Here is a 16181-nt window from a genome sequence, read left to right as displayed (position 1 = left end):
TAAGATATGAAGATCATTAAAAATAAGATTTTCTGGGGCGTTTATTTACTCCCCGTAATTTTGCTGTCGGCATGTAAAAAAACCTTTTTAGAAAAGGTACCTACCGACGCTATCGTAGATGCCAGCTTTTACAAAACAGACGACCAGGTACTTGCCGGTACGGCTTTACTATACAGCAAGGTTTGGTTTGATTATAATGATAAAGCATCCTATAACCTTGGCGATTTTAGGGCAGGTACGGCTTTTTCAGCTTATAACGACCGTGGTAACGTATTGTTTAATACCACAGGCGATAACCCCGATAACTCTGCTGCCTGGCGTGCCTTCTTCATCGTGGTAGCGCAATCAAACTTAACCCGTCAAAACATTGAAACCTATGCTGGCGATGGTGTATCGGCTACGGTAAAAAAACAAGCCATTGCCGAAACACGCTTTATGCGTGCCCTGGCTTACCGTTTTTTGGTGATGAACTGGGGCGAGGTACCGGTTATTGAAAATAACACCAAGCTGTTGTTAGATACCAGCCTGCGTAAAAACACAGTACCAAGTGTTTGGAAGTTTATTATTAACGATATGCGCGCAGCGGCTAATGATTTAACTGCTACACCTGTACGCCCGGGCCGGTTAACTAAGTGGGCAGCCGAAGCGATGCTGGCACGTTTTTACCTCAACAGGGCAGGGGTGGGCAGTAACAGTGCGGGGCAACGCAACCAATCAGACCTGGACAGTGCCAAGTATTTTGCCGACAGGGTGATTAAGCAAGGCGGATATGCGCTGCTTCCTAATTATGCCAATTTGTTTTTGTTTCCGTATGATAATAACACCGAGTCCATCTTTTCATTGCAATGGGTGTTTTCGCCTGGTGCCTGGGGTACGCAAAACTCTACACCTGCATATCTGGCCTACAGTGGCGATATAGCTAACGGCGATGGCTGGGGTGGCGATAAAAGCGCAACCTGGTGGATGATGAAACAGTATGACGGCTTTACCGTAAATGCTGCCGATAATGAACTTAAGGGCCGTACGCTCGATCAGCGGCTCAAAGCTACGTTCATGCTTCCGGGAGCTTCGTATCCTGAAATCACCCAGTCAATACCAGGCGGTGAGCAAAGGCTGGTGTTCCCTTTTACGGGTAGCGACAATAATTTCCTGTCAATCAAAAAATATGTAACCGGTAAAGCTAAGGATAACGCAGGCCTTGCAGCACAGCAATATTACGGGCACGATACTTATATGATGCGCCTTGCGGAGATGTATTTGATTTATGCCGAAGCCGAATTAGGCAACAGTTCATCAACTACCAATGCGGTTGCGGTAGATTACTTTAATAAAGTGCACATGCGCTCAGGTTTACCTGCGTTTGAAGATCCGCTAACACTGGATGTAATATTTAAAGAACGTGTGTTGGAGTTTGCAATGGAGGGCATGGCCTGGTACGATCTGGTAAGCATGCATTATTATAATGCGCAAAAGGCATACAGCATCCTTAACGCGCAGGACAGGGGCTTGTTTTTCACCAAACCCGATCAGTTCCCGAACCCTACACAGTGGACGCTTACCAAAACGCCATGGGCCACTACCGATAGGGTAATTAACGCTAACAGCGGCAATTTTCTGCTGCCTATACCTACACCCGAGCTTGATCAGGCACCTAACCTGAAAAAGCCGGCAGTTGATTATTACGCACAATAACATGACTTATCAAAAATCAGATAGAGATGAAAAATATATTTAAGACATTATTAACACTTGTAGCGGTTACGCTTACGGTGTGCATCTATTCGTCATGCTCAAAAAATGATAAGGACGAAACAGGCACCCCAACTATAAGTTACATCAGGATAACAGACCCAAGCTCATCCGATTCATTATTGGTGTCGGCGGGACAGGGCAATCTTATAGCCATAGTAGGTACTAACCTGCAAAACGCTCGTGAAATTTGGTTTAACGACAGAAAGGCCATCGTAACTACCACTTATGTTACCAATACCTCGATACTGGTGAGTGTACCCAGCGAGATACCGGTAGATATTACCAATAAGATCCGGATCATTTTTGCTGACGGCAAAACGCTGGAGCATGATTTTAAGGTGAGTATAGCAGAACCGGTAATCTCCTATATGGATTGCGAGTATGTGCCTACCGGCGAAATAGCCACCATAAACGGCAACTATTTTTATCAGCCGCTAACGGTAACCTTTGCGGGAGGTGTTGAAGGCGAAATAGAGTCAATTACCGATGCGATTATTAAGGTACGCGTTCCGGCGGGTGCACAACCCGGCCCGATTACGGTGAAAACCAATTTTGGCGAAACTAAATCCGATTTATTCTTCAGGGATAACCGTAATATCATCCTCAGCAGTGATCCGTTTACCGGCTGGTGGAACTCTTCATTCGTGGTTAGTTCTCCGGGGCCTGACGATCCGATCGCCATCAACGGCAACTACATTCGCGTAAAACGTGTAATTGGCGCCTGGGGCTGGACAGAAGTTGCCGGAGGTCCGCCTGATGCTATGGGGCCGATCAGTAAGAATATTCCGGATGCTGCCATTCTGAAGCCTGAAGATTATAACCTTAAGTTCGAAGTGAACACCGTTAAGCCTTATAACAACAATACCATACGGTTCAATTTCGGCTTGTCTGATTTTAATAACGATGCTTACTTATGGAACCCACCTATTGATACCAAAGGCAAATGGCAAACTATAACCATTCCGTTTGATGAGTATGCAGATGCCTTTAAGTCGCCGTTAACGGTGAGGCCTAATGGTTACTACACGCGTGTGCTATTCCTCGGCCCGGGAGAGTTGGATGCAGATATATCGTTTGATAACTTCAGGGTAGTACCTAAAGTAAATAAAGACTAAAGCTTTTATAACCCACTCAAAAAAGATGAAATTAACATATCATAAACCTTTACTTACCGTAATTACCGGCTTTATGCTGGTAATTACGATGGCCATGTCATGCAAAAACACCGATAACGAAGTTAACTCTGGTAGGGTAGAATTACAGAGTTTCGGGCCTGCAGGTGTTAAACACGGCGAACAGATACGCTTTATTGGTAAGAATCTGAAAAAAGTAACCGAAATTGATTTGCCCAGCGCAACCGTTTCAAGTTCAGCTTTTGTTGAGCAGAAGGATGACCTGATTGTCATAACCGTTCCGCAGGAAACAGAAAAAGGTTTTGTAACCCTTAAGAGCGCTGATGGGGATGTTACCTCAAAAACGGAGATACAGTTTGAAGTACCGGTAACCATAGCATCAGTACCTGCTACTGCGCGCGCCGGCGATAACATTACCATAACCGGCGATTTTGTGAACTGGGTAACCGGTGTGCAATTTGCGCCCGATGTTTTGGTTGAAGATTTTGTGAGCAAATCTTTAACGCAGATAGTAGTTAAGGTACCTGCGGATGCTGCTACCGGCACTGTGGTTTTTTACACCGGCGGCACTAAACCATTGGTTATCGAATCAGAGAACGAACTGGTTATTACCCCCTGAGCCTTATATAATAATTGTATGCGTTAGGTATAATAAAGGCGCCTAACATCCCTAAACTCCTGCAGCGTTATATTTAACCGCAGGAGTTTTTCTATTTATAATAGTGCGGCAACAATCTTTTTAATGCGGATTGTGATAGGTATTTGATAGATTTGATAACCTGATTATGACGAAGGTCTTATTTACACGATACCTGTTTGCGGCATTATTGTTATGGCAAAACGCGTTTGGCCAAAATGATGAATACGCTTTTTCGCACATCAATGTAAATACAGGCTTATCGCACAACAATGTAACCGCTTTTTTAAAAGATAGCCGTGGTTATTTATGGATAGGCACGCAAAACGGCCTCAACCGCTATGATGGTAATACCTTTAAATTATACCAGCATAATGTGAATGATCCGGCATCAATAAGCGACAATTTTATCATCAGCATATTTGAAGGACCGGGCGATAAGTTCTGGATCAAAACACAATCGGGTTACAGTATATATGACCAGGCCACTGAAAACTTTAACGATGATGTAGGCAAGTACCTTAAACCTTATGGTGTACCCGATTACCGGGTGATGAAAATTGTAAAGGGCCTTAACGGTAACTATTATTTTTTACATGCAGTTGAAGGGCTGTTTATATACAACCCAGCAACAGGCAAAACCCGCAGCTATCCATCAATTAAAGGTAATCCGGCTTCACTGTATTCCATAAACGTGGCAGATATGTATCCCGATTCAAAGGGGAATATCTGGATAGCGTATAAGGATGGCGTTATAGATAAATTTGATATTGGGAAAGGTAAAATAACCTATCGCTCAACCGCCATTGCTAACGCGCTGGTAAGCAAAAGCTACCAGATGTACCGGATTTTTGTTGACGCGCAAAACGATATCTGGTTCTATTCTGGGCCGATAGGTACTTATTACTTAAACCCGAAAAGTAATGCCATAAAGCATTTTTATAAGGACGCACCCGGCCACAGCCTTAACGCCAACATCGTGAACAGTGTAATACAGGACGATAAAGGCAAGATATGGCTGTCTACTGATCCGGGCGGTGTGAACCTTATCGACAAAAGAAATTTTACCATCAGCTATCTGCAAAAAAAGGAAAACGATGATAAAAGTCTAAGTCAGAACAGTCTTACAGAATTATACAAGGACGAAGCGGGTACCATCTGGGTAGGCACATATAAAAAGGGAGTTAATTATTACCATCAAAATATTGTTAAGTTCCCGTTGTACAAGCATAATCCACTGCTTACAAATACTATTAATTATGACGATGTTAACGCTTTTGCTGAGGACGCTAAAGGCAATTTATGGATCGGTACTAACGGTGGGGGACTGATTTACTACGACCGCAAGGCTGAAAAATTTACCACCTATCGAAATAATAAGAACAACACAAACAGCCTGTCAAACAACGTGGTGGTGAGCCTGGCGATAGACCATGAACAGAAGCTTTGGATAGGTACCTACTTTGGCGGGCTTGATTGCTTTGACGGCAAAACCTTCAGGCACTACCGGCACAGTGATGCTGATCCGTACAGTTTGTCTGACGATAGGGTGTATGAAATAAAGGAAGACCACTTGCACAGGTTATGGATCGGCACTTTATCCGGCGGCTTAAATATGCTGGGTCCTGATCGTGATAAGTTTACGATATACCGTGCCTTCCGCGAAAATTCAATTCACTCTGATTATGTTTTCAGCATTATTGAAGATAGCAGAAACAATATCTGGGTAGGCACGTCTGACGGGATCGATGTAATTGCGCCCGATAATAAAATAAAGCATTACAAACACATAAATGGCGACGTTAATAGCCTGGTTTACAACAATGTTTATGCTTTACTTGAGGACAGATACGGCAATATCTGTATAGGTACCCGCGAGGGTTTGAATATCCTTGATCCTAAAACCGGTAAATTAAAGCTCTATCGCAAACAGGATGGATTGCCCGATAACAACATTGTATCATTAGAGCAGGATAGAGAGGGCAATTTATGGATGGGTACTGCTAACGGCTTATCAAAGGCTCAAGTATCTATGGCTAACGGACAGATGAAATTACAATTCATCAATTTTAATGAGCGGGATGGTTTGCAAGGCAGGCAGTTTAATGATGATGCATCACTGATCACCCGCAGGGGCGAGCTGCTATTTGGCGGCGGCAACGGTTTTAACCTGTTCATTCCTAAAGACATCCGGCTTAACAGAACCGCGCCTAAGCTCATTTTTACCGATTTTCAATTATTTAATGCCAGCGTAAAACCCGGCGGCGAAGTAAATGGCAAGGTGATTTTATCAAAGCTGATTACAGACACCAGGAACATCAACCTTGATTATGATGATAATTTTTTCTCCATAGATTTTGCCGCGCTCAACTTTCTGAATCCGGAGAATGTGAGGTACAGTTATAAACTACAGGGTTTTGATGAGGACTGGATAACGGCCGACAATAAAGTACACAAAGCCACCTATACAAACCTTAGTCCGGGTACTTACACGTTTATTGCCCGTGCCGCCGCGATAGACAATTCATGGCCTGTGCAAAAAATATCATTGCGTATAAAAGTTTTGCCGCCATTTTGGCAAAGTACTACGGCTTATTTATGTTATATAGCTTTTGCCCTTGCTATACTGTTTTTTATACGTTACCGTGGGATTAAAAAGTTGAAAGCGCGTTTCGCGCTTGAGCAGGAGCGGGAAGAAGTAAAGCGGCAACGCGAAATAGACTCAATGAAGATAAAGTTTCTTACCAATATCAGTCACGAGTTTAAAACGCCGATATCATTAATAATGGCGCCTGCCGATAAATTGTTAAAAGATCCCAAGCTTAATGAGCAGGGTAATGATCTGGCTATTATCAAAAAGAATGCTAACCGGTTGCTGAACCTGGTAAACCAGTTGCTGGATCTGCGTAAAATGGAAACCCGCGAATTAAAGCTGGATTTGAAAGAAGGTGAGATCATTGCCTTTATAAAAAATATTACACATTCCTTTAATGATATTGCCGAGAAGGGTAACATCCAGCTCGCGTTTGATACGGATACATCCCTGCTCAAAACCGTTTTTGATCAGGATAAAGTAGAACGCGTTTTATTAAACCTGCTATCAAACGCGTTTAAGTTTACACCTGACGGCGGTAATGTAAGCGTTCTGTTAAGCTGTAAGCAGCATGTACAGGTAAGTGAGCACTGCATCCTGAAAATAAACGTAATTGATACAGGTATTGGGATACCGCCCAATAAGGTTGATAAAATTTTCGAACGCTTTTTTCAGCACGATGCGCCGGTTGCTATGATGAATCAGGGCAATGGCATAGGACTGTCTATCGCTAAGGAGTTTGTTAAAATGCATAACGGAAATATCAATGTAGAGCATGTAGCCAACGGCGGAAGTTGTTTTATTGTTGAACTGCCTTTGCCCGTACTATCAATACAAACAGCCGGAACAGCAGAAGTGGTAATTGCAAAAATCAAAGCTGTTGAGCCTGAATTGCAAAAAAAGAAAAAGGTGCTATTAGTTGAGGATGATGACGATTTTAGGTACTACCTGAAAGATAATCTGGCGGAGCATTATAATATTGTTGAGGCTGTAAACGGTAAAGAAGGCTGGCAAAAAGCGCTGGCATTTCATCCCGATTTAATCGTGAGTGATATTAGTATGGCTGAAATGGATGGTTTACAACTGTGCAGCAAAATAAAGTTAGATAACCGTACATCTCATATCCCCATAATTTTACTTACCGCCATGCCGAATGAGGAAACACTGCTGGAGGGATTGAATACAGGCGCCAATGATTACCTCATAAAACCGCTGAATTTTGAGGTGCTGCTATCAAAAATTAAAAACCTGCTTGCACTCCAAACAGTAACCAAGGATAACCAGCGTAAAAAGATAGACATTCAGCTAAGCGACCGCAACATACCTTCTGCCGACGAGAAATTTATGGCTGCGGCCTTGCGGTATATTGAGGCCAATTTACAAAATGCTGATTTCACTGTAGAAGAACTCAGCAAGCATATGTGTATGAGCCGGGTATCATTGTACAAAAAAGTGCTGTTGCTTACCGGCAAAACCCCTGTTGATTTTATCCGCTCGATAAGGTTGCGCAGGGCGGCCCAGCTTTTAGCCAAGAGCCAGCTATCGGTATCAGAAATATCATACGAGGTAGGTTTTAATACGCCCCATTACTTCGCAAAAACCTTTAAGGTAGAATACGATATGCTGCCCTCAGATTACATTAACCATTTCAGGAACGAAAAGGTGATTTAAGATTTTATTCGCTTTTAAAGTTATTAACTTTTTTAGAGTTAGCTATAAAACAGTAAAACCGGCAGTCTTCATACTGCCGGTGTACCTACTATTGACTTATCCGTTTCAAAAGTTATTCCTTCGTAGTCTGAGCTTATGTATTTGCGTAATTCAACTTTACCGTTGAAGGCGTTTTTCCAACGTTCTTCCATTGATGTCTTCGGTGCAAAACGTGATAAACTCGTCATAGTGACCTTCCGCCAAGACGCTGTTCGCCAACAAAAAAACTTCTGTATTAGTCATAACAAACATTTTTAAATGTGTTTTATTCGCCAATCTGTACGCCGATTTTACCATAGAAATCAGGATCACTATCTCTAAATTCAAGCAGGCTGTGTGCCTTACCTATTTCTGCCAACGGGTAAATTTTATTTAATACAGGTTTCAGTTTGCCTGATTCGATCAGTTTGGTGAGTTCGTCCAGTTTGTTCCGGCTCTGTCTGGTGAACACAAAATGATAGGTTGCATTTTTTCCCCACGCGTGGATTAGGTTTTGCGGTCTTTCAATGTCAACCAATGTTACAACCTGTCCCAGTTGATTTAAGATCCTACCACTGTCTGAAAGTGTATCTCCGCCGATCGTGTCGATCACCACGTCCACACCTTTATTGTTGGTTAGTCTCAATATTGCGTCTATATAACTTTCTTTCTCATAGTCAATTACATAGTCCGAACCTAAGCTTTTCAGAAATTCATGGTGCACAGATCTGGCTGTCGTGAATACGGTCGCACCCATCGCTTTGGCCAGTTGAATGGTTGGTATACCTACACCGCCGGCACCACCGTGTATCAGGATAGTTTGATTGATCTTCAATTGTGCCCTTGTATAAAGCATCTCCCAGGCTGTTCCGGCAGCCAAGGGAAATGTTGCGGCTTCCAGATGGCTTAAATTTTTAGGTTTAATGCCAATAATTGACTCTTTGGCAACATGATACTCTGCATAGCTTCCGTGGCCATTGAAAATTTCGGGGGTGTAATACACTTCGTCGCCGACTTTGAAATTTTTAACGCCGGATCCAACTTCTACTATCACGCCGGATACATCATGACCAGTAATTACCGGAAGCTGCAATTCATTTTTATAGTCGCCGCGGCGAACCTGAAAATCCAGGGGATTTACTGAAGTCGCCAGGACTTTCACAAGCACCTCGTCAGATCCCGGGGTAGGGGTAGGCACCTCTAATATTTCGAATTTTTCAACCGAGCCAAACTCGTTTAACACTGCTGCTTTCATATTACATTTATTTTAATGGTTTGTTAAACTTTTTAGTTATTTAGGTAAATTTCTAAATTGTACTTTAAATTTTTTATAAGTTATCTATTAGCAACTGTGCAAATTCTTTTATCGCTTTTTCGTTGCGTTTGTAGTAAGTCCACTGATCTTTTCTGGTTGCGATCAAAACGTCAGCCGTTGCCATATTTTTAAGATAGACCGAAACTGTAGGAATAGACATTTCCGCTTTTTTAGCGATATCTGAAACACAAACCCCCAACTCCGGATTGTAGTCAGCCAACTCTTCCGCCGGAAAATTTGCGAAAGGGTCTTTCAACCAGTTCAAAATATCCAAACGTGTTTGGTTAGAAATTGATTTAATTACTTCTAAAACTTTCATCGAACAAATTTAGGTATTTACCTAAATACCTACAAGCGTATTGTTCAGAACTTACAATTTTATGATAATTATGTTTAACTCGATGTTTAGCAGAGTTAAATTAGCTACTTTGGAAGTGGTTTTACTAAAAGCTATTATGGCACTATTAAAATATGTCGGATTGCTTTCAAAACCAGCTTGTTTTGATGTCGATGCTTTGTAGACTACTTTTTTGTATATATGTTATACGATCTTTCCTTTACTACGAAACGTCCCCAAGTAACCAGATATTCCAATAAGGGGATAAGTGTTTTGCCAAAATCAGTTAATGAATATTCAACTTTCAAGGGCGGTTTTGTATTAAAAACCTCCTTTTTTATGATCCCGTCCTCTTCTAAACTCTTCAGTTGAATTGAAAGCATTTTTTCGGTGATATTTGGGATCAATTTTTTTATTTCATTGAATTTTTTTACCTTCTATCAAGTACCAAAGAGCTGACCGATGAGGCCAGTGTCCAAAAAGCCTTTGACCTGATCATCGCTGAAGAGGGCTGGATCGACGTATTGGTAAATAATGCCGGCAGCGCGATCTTTGGCGTGGCTGAAGCTTCAACACCTGCGGATGTACAGTGCATGTTCGATATCAATGTGATCGGGCCATGGAGGCTCATGAAGCAGGCATTGCTGTATATGCGTAAACAAGCAGTGGGCCTTATAATCAATGTAACCAGCGGTTATGGTAGGGTAGTTTTCCGTTCTCAGCCGTCTATGCCGCTTCAAAATTCAGACTGGAAGGTTTAAGCGAGGGACTATATTATGAAGTTCGCCCTTTAGGTGTTGATGTAGCCATTGTTGAACCGGGCGGTTTTCCGACAGAGATGTCAACCAAGATACAGTTTGGTGCCGATGCTGCCGTCAATGATGGGTACAAGGCACTTGACGAATATGTGGGCAAGCTGGTTACTGCAATGGGGGAGTTAACTGAGACTTACAAACCAGATCCTCAATTAGTGGCCGATGCGATCGTTAAACTGATCGGCACACCAAAAGGTGAAAGACCATTGAGAACAGTGGTAGACCTGTCTACCGGTAAATTCATCGAGGCGATCAACACATCTACCCAGGTGGAGTTTAACAAGACGTTTGAAGCATACGGTCTGAAGGAACTTTTAGCTTAAGTACGGATCATAAATGCAACCGGCATAACAACCTCTGAATGTCTGAACTTGCTCATGCCTGTTCCAGCCATTCAGGGGTTTGTTGTTTATTTATAATATTTTATGAAGGCACTGGTTGAACCGGGTTGAGACAAACTCATTTTCAAAGACAACCATCGCCGCTCTTTATACCTATCAATACTTTTTTTAAAAGAAGGAAACGCACTCAAAGAGATTATCAGCTAAACGCTGATCAATCATTCCAGCTGGAACTCGCCGTCAGCTTTAATCCGGATAGCATCGCTGATCAGCGGAGCCTGGAATTTAACGCCGATATTGAAATCCTTACGGCTGATGGTACCGGTGACCCTGTAGCCAGCGGTAAGTTTTTCATTCATAGGATTTTTTATCGTTCCTATGTAAAATAGTGTCAGCGCTACCGGCTTCGTCACGCCATGAAGCAATAATTTACCATTTAACTTAAATGTGTTTTTTCCAGCCGGTTTGATGCTGGTACTTTTAAAATTTAGCTCCGGAAATTTTTTTTCATCGAGGAAGTCTTCCGATTTAAGATGCTCATCCCGCTTTTCTACCCGTGTATCGATCGATGCAACCTTAGCTGTCATTTCAATCGTCGCATCGCTAAGATCTGGCTTCCCCGCCACGAGGGTGGCCTTAAAATCGTTGAATGTGCCTGAAACGTCTGAGATGCCCATATGTGTTGCGGTAAACATCAGTTGCGAATGCGCCTGGTCGCTCTTCCAGGTTTTTCCAGTCAACGTGAATGCTGTCAATGTAAACAATACTAAGGCGGTAATAATTGATTTTTTCATATGGTAAAGGCTACGTGTTATATGCAAAGTTTGGCTTGAAATCACAACAGGTAAGAGCAGTACAATTCGATCACTATTGATACCGATCAGGCCACTCATCGGCGCTATCGCACTGAACACAAATATCACCGGTATCCTTCAGAATAAAGATGACATATGCCGTATAATATTGTAGATTAAGGTCGTTTTTGAATCGCGCGTGTTCAAAGCCGAGCACGCTTCTTCGGTTTATGGCTGCTTTATTTTGAATCTGCCTCGAAGATGAAGGTTTTAAATGCCATTTTGCCATACCGGAACTTTCAGATAACACAATTTCTGATGTAATGGTCTGATCTGATTCGGTTTTAAACTTATCCTGCCAATCGCAACAACTCTGTCATCGTTGTCTGTAAGGTAATTCCATGTCAATATAGATTAATAACCAAGGCTGTCCATTTTTGAATTTCCGGTACTTTTCTGAATATTCGGATGTAAACCCAGAAAAGCCTCAAGTGCCCGTGAAGGCTTATCATCTTTTCGGTATATTAAAACGGTATTCATGATACCTAACTGCTTGTTCAAAGACTGCATCCTGATCTTTCGGCCGGGATAATATGTCGACACTATCTCTTCCGGTAAAACAGTGATCCCGAGTCCCGCTTCAACAAAGTTGATGATTCCTTCGATGGAGTTCAAAACGGTACTTTTATAATGGACGATACCTTTAGAACTTAACCAGGCTTCCAGCCTTGCCCTGAAGACACAACCTTCAGCGAAGACCACGATCTTTACGGGCTGCCCGGCAAGCAGATCCTTTAGCTCAGGTCCCCGGGAAGCGCTCAAAATCACCAGTTCTTCCTGTTTTACGGCGATCTGATCAAGTCCGCTGATATTGACCGGGGCAGAGACATAAGCGGCGTCAAGATCGTAGTTGAGTACGTCATCGATCAGTGCAGCTCTCATCGCTGATTTAAATTCCAGTTCGACACCCGGATATTTTTCCTCGAACTGCGTAAGAATTTCAGGGGCTTTAAGCGCCATGGTAGTTTCAATACAACCGATCCTCAATATGCCGGCAACTTTGTCAGCATTCAGGATGCTCGCTTTTGCCTCAGTCACCAACCCAGCGACCTGTTTGGAATAGCGCATGAGTATTTCACCCGCCGGTGTTAGCTCGACTTTACGGGAAGTTCTGTTAAACAGCTCAGTTCCGAATTCTTCCTCCAAACTACGTATTCTGGCAGTTACATTGGATTGTACCGTAAACATTTCGGAAGCAGCTTTAGTAAAACTTTTGTGTGCTGCAACCGATTCAAAAATCTTCAGGTCATTAGTGTTCATAATATCATTAAAAACGATTTATGTTATCTTTTTTAATCGTTTTTAATAATCAAATATCCACTTTAATTTTGAGAAAAAAAAATATATGAAAATCACGATCAAGTTACTCGCTGCTATAATACTGATCAGCCTATTGCAGATAAGCACTTCCACTGCGCAAATGAAGGCGGGCAAAACCAATACCGTTACAATAACTCAAATGCCGTTCACTACCGTAATATAAAGGTGGGCAATCTTAAAATATTTTATCGGGAAGCAGGTGATCCGCAATCGCCAACGATCCTGCTCCTGCACGAGTATCCTACCTCATCGCACATGATCCGCAATCTGATACCAATTTTAAAGGAAAAGTACCATGTGATTGCGCCCGATCTCCCCGGTTTCGGCTTTTCCGATGCGCCGGAACATACCCATTTCAAATACACCTTCGATAACCTGGCCGGCACAATGCAAAAATTTATCGACCTATTGAAGATGAAGCGCTTCGCGGTCTATATATTCGACTATGGATCACCTGTGGGTCTACGGCTCGCTATGGCTAACCCGGAAAAAGTGACCGGTATCATCTCGCAGAACGGCAATGCCTATGAAGAAGGGTTAAGCAAAGAATGGGGCCCTATACAAAAATATTGGCGCGATTCTTCTCAGGCGAACCGTGTCGCTTTAAATGATTTTGTATCTGAAAAGGCTACCTGGTTTCAGTATCACCAAGGCGTCAAAGATACTTCGCTTATTTCACCTGAAGCTTATACACTAGATCAGCATTTTTTAGACCGCAAAGGCAATATCGAGATCCAGCTGGACCTGGTGAGAGATTATCGCACCAATGTTGCGCTTTACCCTAAGTTCCATGCCTATTTCAGGAAATATCAGCCAAAAACTTTACTGGTCTGGGGGAAGAACGATCCATTCTTTTTACCTGCCGGCGCAACGGCTTATCTTAAAGACCTGCCGAAAGCAAAACTGAAATTTTATGATACCGGGCATTTTGCCCTGGAGACGCATGTCAAAGAGATAGGGGCGGAGATACTTAAATTTTTAGGAACATTGCCGCTTTAAAATTTCAGTAATTCTTTTCCGGAACCAATTGGATGAAACTTTCAGCAGAATTGGCTGAAAGTTTCATCTGTTTCTGGAGCATGCAAGTTGCGTCGACGCTGTAAGAAAAAAACGACTTCAACATCTGTAGCAATAAGGACCAACATTCGAAAATTGGCGAGCAGCATATTTCTATGAAGCTCTGTTTTTATGTTCCTTTAGGACTCAATTAATCTCAGCGCAAATCGTGCAAGAATGATAATTCGGTTTATCTTTGATTGTAACAAATAATCAACCATGACCCCTGAGCAGTTCGAACAACTTGAAAATATCCATGTCGCGGCTTGGAACGAGAAAGATGATATTAAACGCTACGAATTGTTGAGAAGCATCTATGCCGATGGTATCCAAATGTATGATAAGGATAATACTTTTGACGGCCTGAGATCTGTTTCTGATTTTATAGGCAAACTTATTACCGAAGATCCTCTTTATCGTTTCACTGCTGTTAAAACTATTGAGCCACTACAAAACAGTGCAAGGCTCTTCGGCCAGATCAACACCAGCGGCCCTATGCTTAACAGCATGGATTTCTTTCTGCTTGAAGGTGACAAAGTAAAACAGCTTTACGCCTTCCTGGAACCCGCGAAAGCGTAATGTTGTGAGCATTAACTTTAATTTGTATTAATTAACCCGACCGTCAGGCGGTGGCGTCAGCATTTTGCTGTTGATGTATTCAAAAAAATCCTTTCGGTAAGCTTCCCCAATAGAGATCCCCTGGTCTTCGTTCACTATTCTCACCATGTTACCTTCTATGGCCGTCAGGTGGCTTAAAGATATAATGTAGGACTTATGGATTCTAACGAAGCCCCGTGAGGATAAACTTTCAGTCAATTCCTTTAATTTGAGATAAGTGGTGATCTTTTTACGGTCATCAAGATGAATGACCGCATAGTTGCTCAGCCCTTCGATATATGTGATCCTGCGTGAGTCGATCTTTAGCAGCTTGCCTTTCTGTTCGGTTTTGACGAAAACATAGTGATCCTGTTCAGAAATCATCCGCGCATTGTTGTGGACGGTCCATAAACGATTAACCGCCTTTAGGAAGCGGAGGAACTGAACCGGTTTCAACAGATAATCAACAACGGCGTGCTCAAATCCGTCCAGAGCATATTCCTTGTAAGCAGTAGTCATAATGATATGACTGTCTTTGCTGATCAGCCTCAAAATTTCTATGCCGGTCAGCTGCGGCATCTGTACGTCAAGAAATACCAGGCCCGGCTTCAGGTCTGTAATCATGACCACTCCTTTGACCGGATTCGTAGCAGTTCCCACAAGACGCAGAAAATGCACCTGACTGATGTGCTGGGTGAGCAGGTCTATTGCATGCTGCTCGTCATCTACTATTACACAATCTATCATAGCGCAGAATTTATGTTTAAGCTTATGCTGAAATTATCACTGTCGTCTTTAATAATAAAGGAGGAACGCATGCCATATGTCAGATTCAGCTGCTGGCGAATATTCTGCAGCCCAACGCCATTGGAAAGTTCTTTAATGCCTTTTCCTTTTTTATTCGATATGTAAAATTCAAGTTCATTCACGGCGGTACTTATCCGGATCACCAATGGTCGATCCGGATCGTGCAGATCACCATGTTTGAATGCATTTTCAACCAACGTGATAAGGATCAAAGGCAGAATACTAATCGACTGGTCATCGATTTGTTCCTCATACCGAATGTTCAAGCCATGGTTGTAGCGGCGCTGATTGATCTCGATCACGTTCTTCAGATGTTCGAGCTCGTCCATAATATTTACTTTCCCGTCTATACTTTCACTCGTACCCAGGGCGTAGCGCATGATATTAGCTAACATTAAAACGGAATCAGCAGTCTCTTTATCCGTTTTGATCACCTTGCCATAAATGAAACTTAGCGAGTTGAACAAAAAGTGAGGATTGATCTGATGCTTTAGGGCGATCAGTTCCGCTTCGCTCTTTTGCTTTTGCAGCATAATTCGTTCTTTGCTTTTATTCACCCATTCGACCAGTAAGGCAACCGATAGGCTGCTCACCAACGTGAAAACGTAGGAGAGCAGCAGGATCCAGCCCAGCGAAACGCCGGACAGTTTGGAAGCAGCCAAGTTCCCGCGGCCACTTTGATACAGGTAAGTACCATAGTTGACCGAAAACTTGATGACGAATAAGAGCACGGTAATGATCAAAGCACTTTTGCGACGGCGCTGGCCATGCATGGCGGGCAGGATAACCACAAAAATCAGCATATAATGCGTGATCACCGCCTCGATAACAAAATTCAGCATACCAAAGACAAGGCCATCCTTACCAGCGAAATTCTTAAGGGTCTGCTCAGGCGTAACTAAATACGACAGCATAAAGAAAGAGCCGTAGATGAA

At 42.6% G+C, this 16181-nt stretch carries 15 protein-coding genes and 3 pseudogenes; 9 read left to right on the top strand and 9 right to left on the bottom strand.

The annotated features are described in order from the left end of the window. Positions 1-6: 6 nt before the first annotated feature. The 4 genes from ABD960_RS09240 (at position 7) to ABD960_RS09225 (ending at position 7786) form a co-directional block, all read left to right on the top strand. Positions 7-1692, top strand: a complete 1686-nt coding sequence (locus ABD960_RS09240; protein ID WP_345330865.1) for a RagB/SusD family nutrient uptake outer membrane protein — start codon at positions 7-9, stop codon at positions 1690-1692. Positions 1693-1718: 26 nt separating this feature from the next. Continuing rightward, positions 1719-2867 (top strand): glycan-binding surface protein, encoded by a 1149-nt coding sequence (locus ABD960_RS09235; RefSeq protein ID WP_345330864.1) that lies wholly within the window; start codon positions 1719-1721, stop codon positions 2865-2867. A gap of 25 nt (positions 2868-2892) precedes the next feature. Continuing rightward, positions 2893-3504 carry a hypothetical protein gene (locus ABD960_RS09230; protein WP_345330863.1) on the top strand — a complete coding sequence of 204 codons (612 nt, stop codon included), beginning with the start codon at positions 2893-2895 and terminating at the stop codon, positions 3502-3504. A gap of 166 nt (positions 3505-3670) precedes the next feature. Continuing rightward, positions 3671-7786, top strand: coding sequence for a hybrid sensor histidine kinase/response regulator transcription factor (locus ABD960_RS09225; RefSeq protein WP_345330862.1), 4116 nt, complete (start codon positions 3671-3673; stop codon positions 7784-7786). Positions 7787-7854: 68 nt separating this feature from the next. Here the strand turns inward: ABD960_RS09225 and ABD960_RS09220 are convergent, their stop codons facing one another. The 4 genes and pseudogenes from ABD960_RS09220 to ABD960_RS09205 form a co-directional block, all read right to left on the bottom strand. Continuing rightward, positions 7855-8013 carry a hypothetical protein gene (locus tag ABD960_RS09220; RefSeq protein ID WP_345330860.1) on the bottom strand — a complete coding sequence of 53 codons (159 nt, stop codon included), beginning with the start codon at positions 8011-8013 and terminating at the stop codon, positions 7855-7857. Positions 8014-8090: 77 nt separating this feature from the next. Further along, entirely contained in the window at positions 8091-9059 is a 969-nt protein-coding gene (locus tag ABD960_RS09215) for a zinc-dependent alcohol dehydrogenase family protein (RefSeq protein ID WP_345330858.1), read from the bottom strand. Between the two features lie 73 nt (positions 9060-9132). After that, a complete protein-coding gene (locus tag ABD960_RS09210) occupies positions 9133-9438 on the bottom strand; it encodes an ArsR/SmtB family transcription factor (RefSeq protein WP_345330856.1) in 306 nt (101 codons plus the stop codon). A gap of 203 nt (positions 9439-9641) precedes the next feature. Continuing rightward, positions 9642-9878, bottom strand: a pseudogene (locus ABD960_RS09205) (winged helix-turn-helix transcriptional regulator); the annotation flags it as partial. Here ABD960_RS09205 and ABD960_RS09200 point away from each other — a divergent pair. Both ABD960_RS09200 and ABD960_RS09190 read left to right on the top strand, forming a co-directional pair. Then, positions 9852-10249: pseudogene (locus tag ABD960_RS09200) on the top strand (SDR family NAD(P)-dependent oxidoreductase); the annotation flags it as partial. The pseudogenes ABD960_RS09205 and ABD960_RS09200 sit on opposite strands and share 27 nt — an antisense overlap. A gap of 45 nt (positions 10250-10294) precedes the next feature. Then, positions 10295-10594, top strand: a complete 300-nt coding sequence (locus ABD960_RS09190) for a hypothetical protein (protein WP_345330854.1) — start codon at positions 10295-10297, stop codon at positions 10592-10594. A gap of 236 nt (positions 10595-10830) precedes the next feature. Here the strand turns inward: ABD960_RS09190 and ABD960_RS09185 are convergent, their stop codons facing one another. The 3 genes and pseudogenes from ABD960_RS09185 to ABD960_RS09175 all read right to left on the bottom strand — a co-directional run. After that, positions 10831-11505: a YceI family protein gene (locus tag ABD960_RS09185; RefSeq protein WP_345330853.1), complete on the bottom strand. Its 675-nt coding sequence runs from the start codon at positions 11503-11505 to the stop codon at positions 10831-10833. 315 nt (positions 11506-11820) lie between these two features. Further along, positions 11821-12504, bottom strand: a complete 684-nt coding sequence (locus ABD960_RS09180) for a LysR substrate-binding domain-containing protein (protein ID WP_345332797.1) — start codon at positions 12502-12504, stop codon at positions 11821-11823. Positions 12505-12552: 48 nt separating this feature from the next. Continuing rightward, a pseudogene (locus tag ABD960_RS09175) lies at positions 12553-12726 on the bottom strand (LysR family transcriptional regulator); the annotation flags it as partial. Between the two features lie 85 nt (positions 12727-12811). On the opposite strand from ABD960_RS09175, the gene ABD960_RS09170 reads away from it, so the two are divergent. From ABD960_RS09170 to ABD960_RS09160, 3 genes are all read left to right on the top strand, one after another. Then, positions 12812-12949 carry a hypothetical protein gene (locus tag ABD960_RS09170; RefSeq protein WP_345330851.1) on the top strand — a complete coding sequence of 46 codons (138 nt, stop codon included), beginning with the start codon at positions 12812-12814 and terminating at the stop codon, positions 12947-12949. Positions 12950-12951: 2 nt separating this feature from the next. Further along, positions 12952-13785: an alpha/beta fold hydrolase gene (locus tag ABD960_RS09165; RefSeq protein ID WP_345330849.1), complete on the top strand. Its 834-nt coding sequence runs from the start codon at positions 12952-12954 to the stop codon at positions 13783-13785. Positions 13786-14061: 276 nt separating this feature from the next. Continuing rightward, positions 14062-14421 (top strand): nuclear transport factor 2 family protein, encoded by a 360-nt coding sequence (locus ABD960_RS09160; RefSeq protein ID WP_345330847.1) that lies wholly within the window; start codon positions 14062-14064, stop codon positions 14419-14421. 27 nt (positions 14422-14448) lie between these two features. Here ABD960_RS09160 and ABD960_RS09155 read toward each other — a convergent pair whose 3' ends face one another. Both ABD960_RS09155 and ABD960_RS09150 read right to left on the bottom strand, forming a co-directional pair. After that, a complete protein-coding gene (locus ABD960_RS09155) occupies positions 14449-15186 on the bottom strand; it encodes a LytR/AlgR family response regulator transcription factor (RefSeq protein ID WP_345330845.1) in 738 nt (245 codons plus the stop codon). Beyond that, entirely contained in the window at positions 15183-16160 is a 978-nt protein-coding gene (locus ABD960_RS09150) for a sensor histidine kinase (protein ID WP_345330843.1), read from the bottom strand. Before ABD960_RS09150 ends, ABD960_RS09155 begins: the two co-directional genes overlap by 4 nt. Positions 16161-16181 lie beyond the last annotated feature (21 nt).

This window comes from Mucilaginibacter defluvii (genome assembly GCF_039543225.1).
Classification (GTDB): Bacteria; Bacteroidota; Bacteroidia; order Sphingobacteriales; family Sphingobacteriaceae; genus Mucilaginibacter; species Mucilaginibacter defluvii.
The sequence above is the reverse complement of the archived record's forward strand: the minus strand, read 5'-3'. Positions and strand labels throughout refer to the sequence as shown.

Bases quoted from the DNA above. Each gene is read 5' to 3' on its own strand.
- ABD960_RS09240 (WP_345330865.1), top strand. From the start codon at position 7: ATGAAGATCATTAAAAATAAGATTTTCTGGGGCGTTTATTTACTCCCC.
- ABD960_RS09235 (WP_345330864.1), top strand. From the start codon at position 1,719: ATGAAAAATATATTTAAGACATTATTAACACTTGTAGCGGTTACGCTT.
- ABD960_RS09230 (WP_345330863.1), top strand. From the start codon at position 2,893: ATGAAATTAACATATCATAAACCTTTACTTACCGTAATTACCGGCTTT.
- ABD960_RS09225 (WP_345330862.1), top strand. From the start codon at position 3,671: ATGACGAAGGTCTTATTTACACGATACCTGTTTGCGGCATTATTGTTA.
- ABD960_RS09220 (WP_345330860.1), bottom strand. From the start codon at position 8,013: ATGACGAGTTTATCACGTTTTGCACCGAAGACATCAATGGAAGAACGT.
- ABD960_RS09215 (WP_345330858.1), bottom strand. From the start codon at position 9,059: ATGAAAGCAGCAGTGTTAAACGAGTTTGGCTCGGTTGAAAAATTCGAA.
- ABD960_RS09210 (WP_345330856.1), bottom strand. From the start codon at position 9,438: ATGAAAGTTTTAGAAGTAATTAAATCAATTTCTAACCAAACACGTTTG.
- ABD960_RS09190 (WP_345330854.1), top strand. From the start codon at position 10,295: ATGTCAACCAAGATACAGTTTGGTGCCGATGCTGCCGTCAATGATGGG.
- ABD960_RS09185 (WP_345330853.1), bottom strand. From the start codon at position 11,505: ATGAGTGGCCTGATCGGTATCAATAGTGATCGAATTGTACTGCTCTTA.
- ABD960_RS09170 (WP_345330851.1), top strand. From the start codon at position 12,812: ATGAAAATCACGATCAAGTTACTCGCTGCTATAATACTGATCAGCCTA.
- ABD960_RS09160 (WP_345330847.1), top strand. From the start codon at position 14,062: ATGACCCCTGAGCAGTTCGAACAACTTGAAAATATCCATGTCGCGGCT.
- ABD960_RS09155 (WP_345330845.1), bottom strand. From the start codon at position 15,186: ATGATAGATTGTGTAATAGTAGATGACGAGCAGCATGCAATAGACCTG.
- ABD960_RS09150 (WP_345330843.1), bottom strand. From the start codon at position 16,160: ATGCTGTCGTATTTAGTTACGCCTGAGCAGACCCTTAAGAATTTCGCT.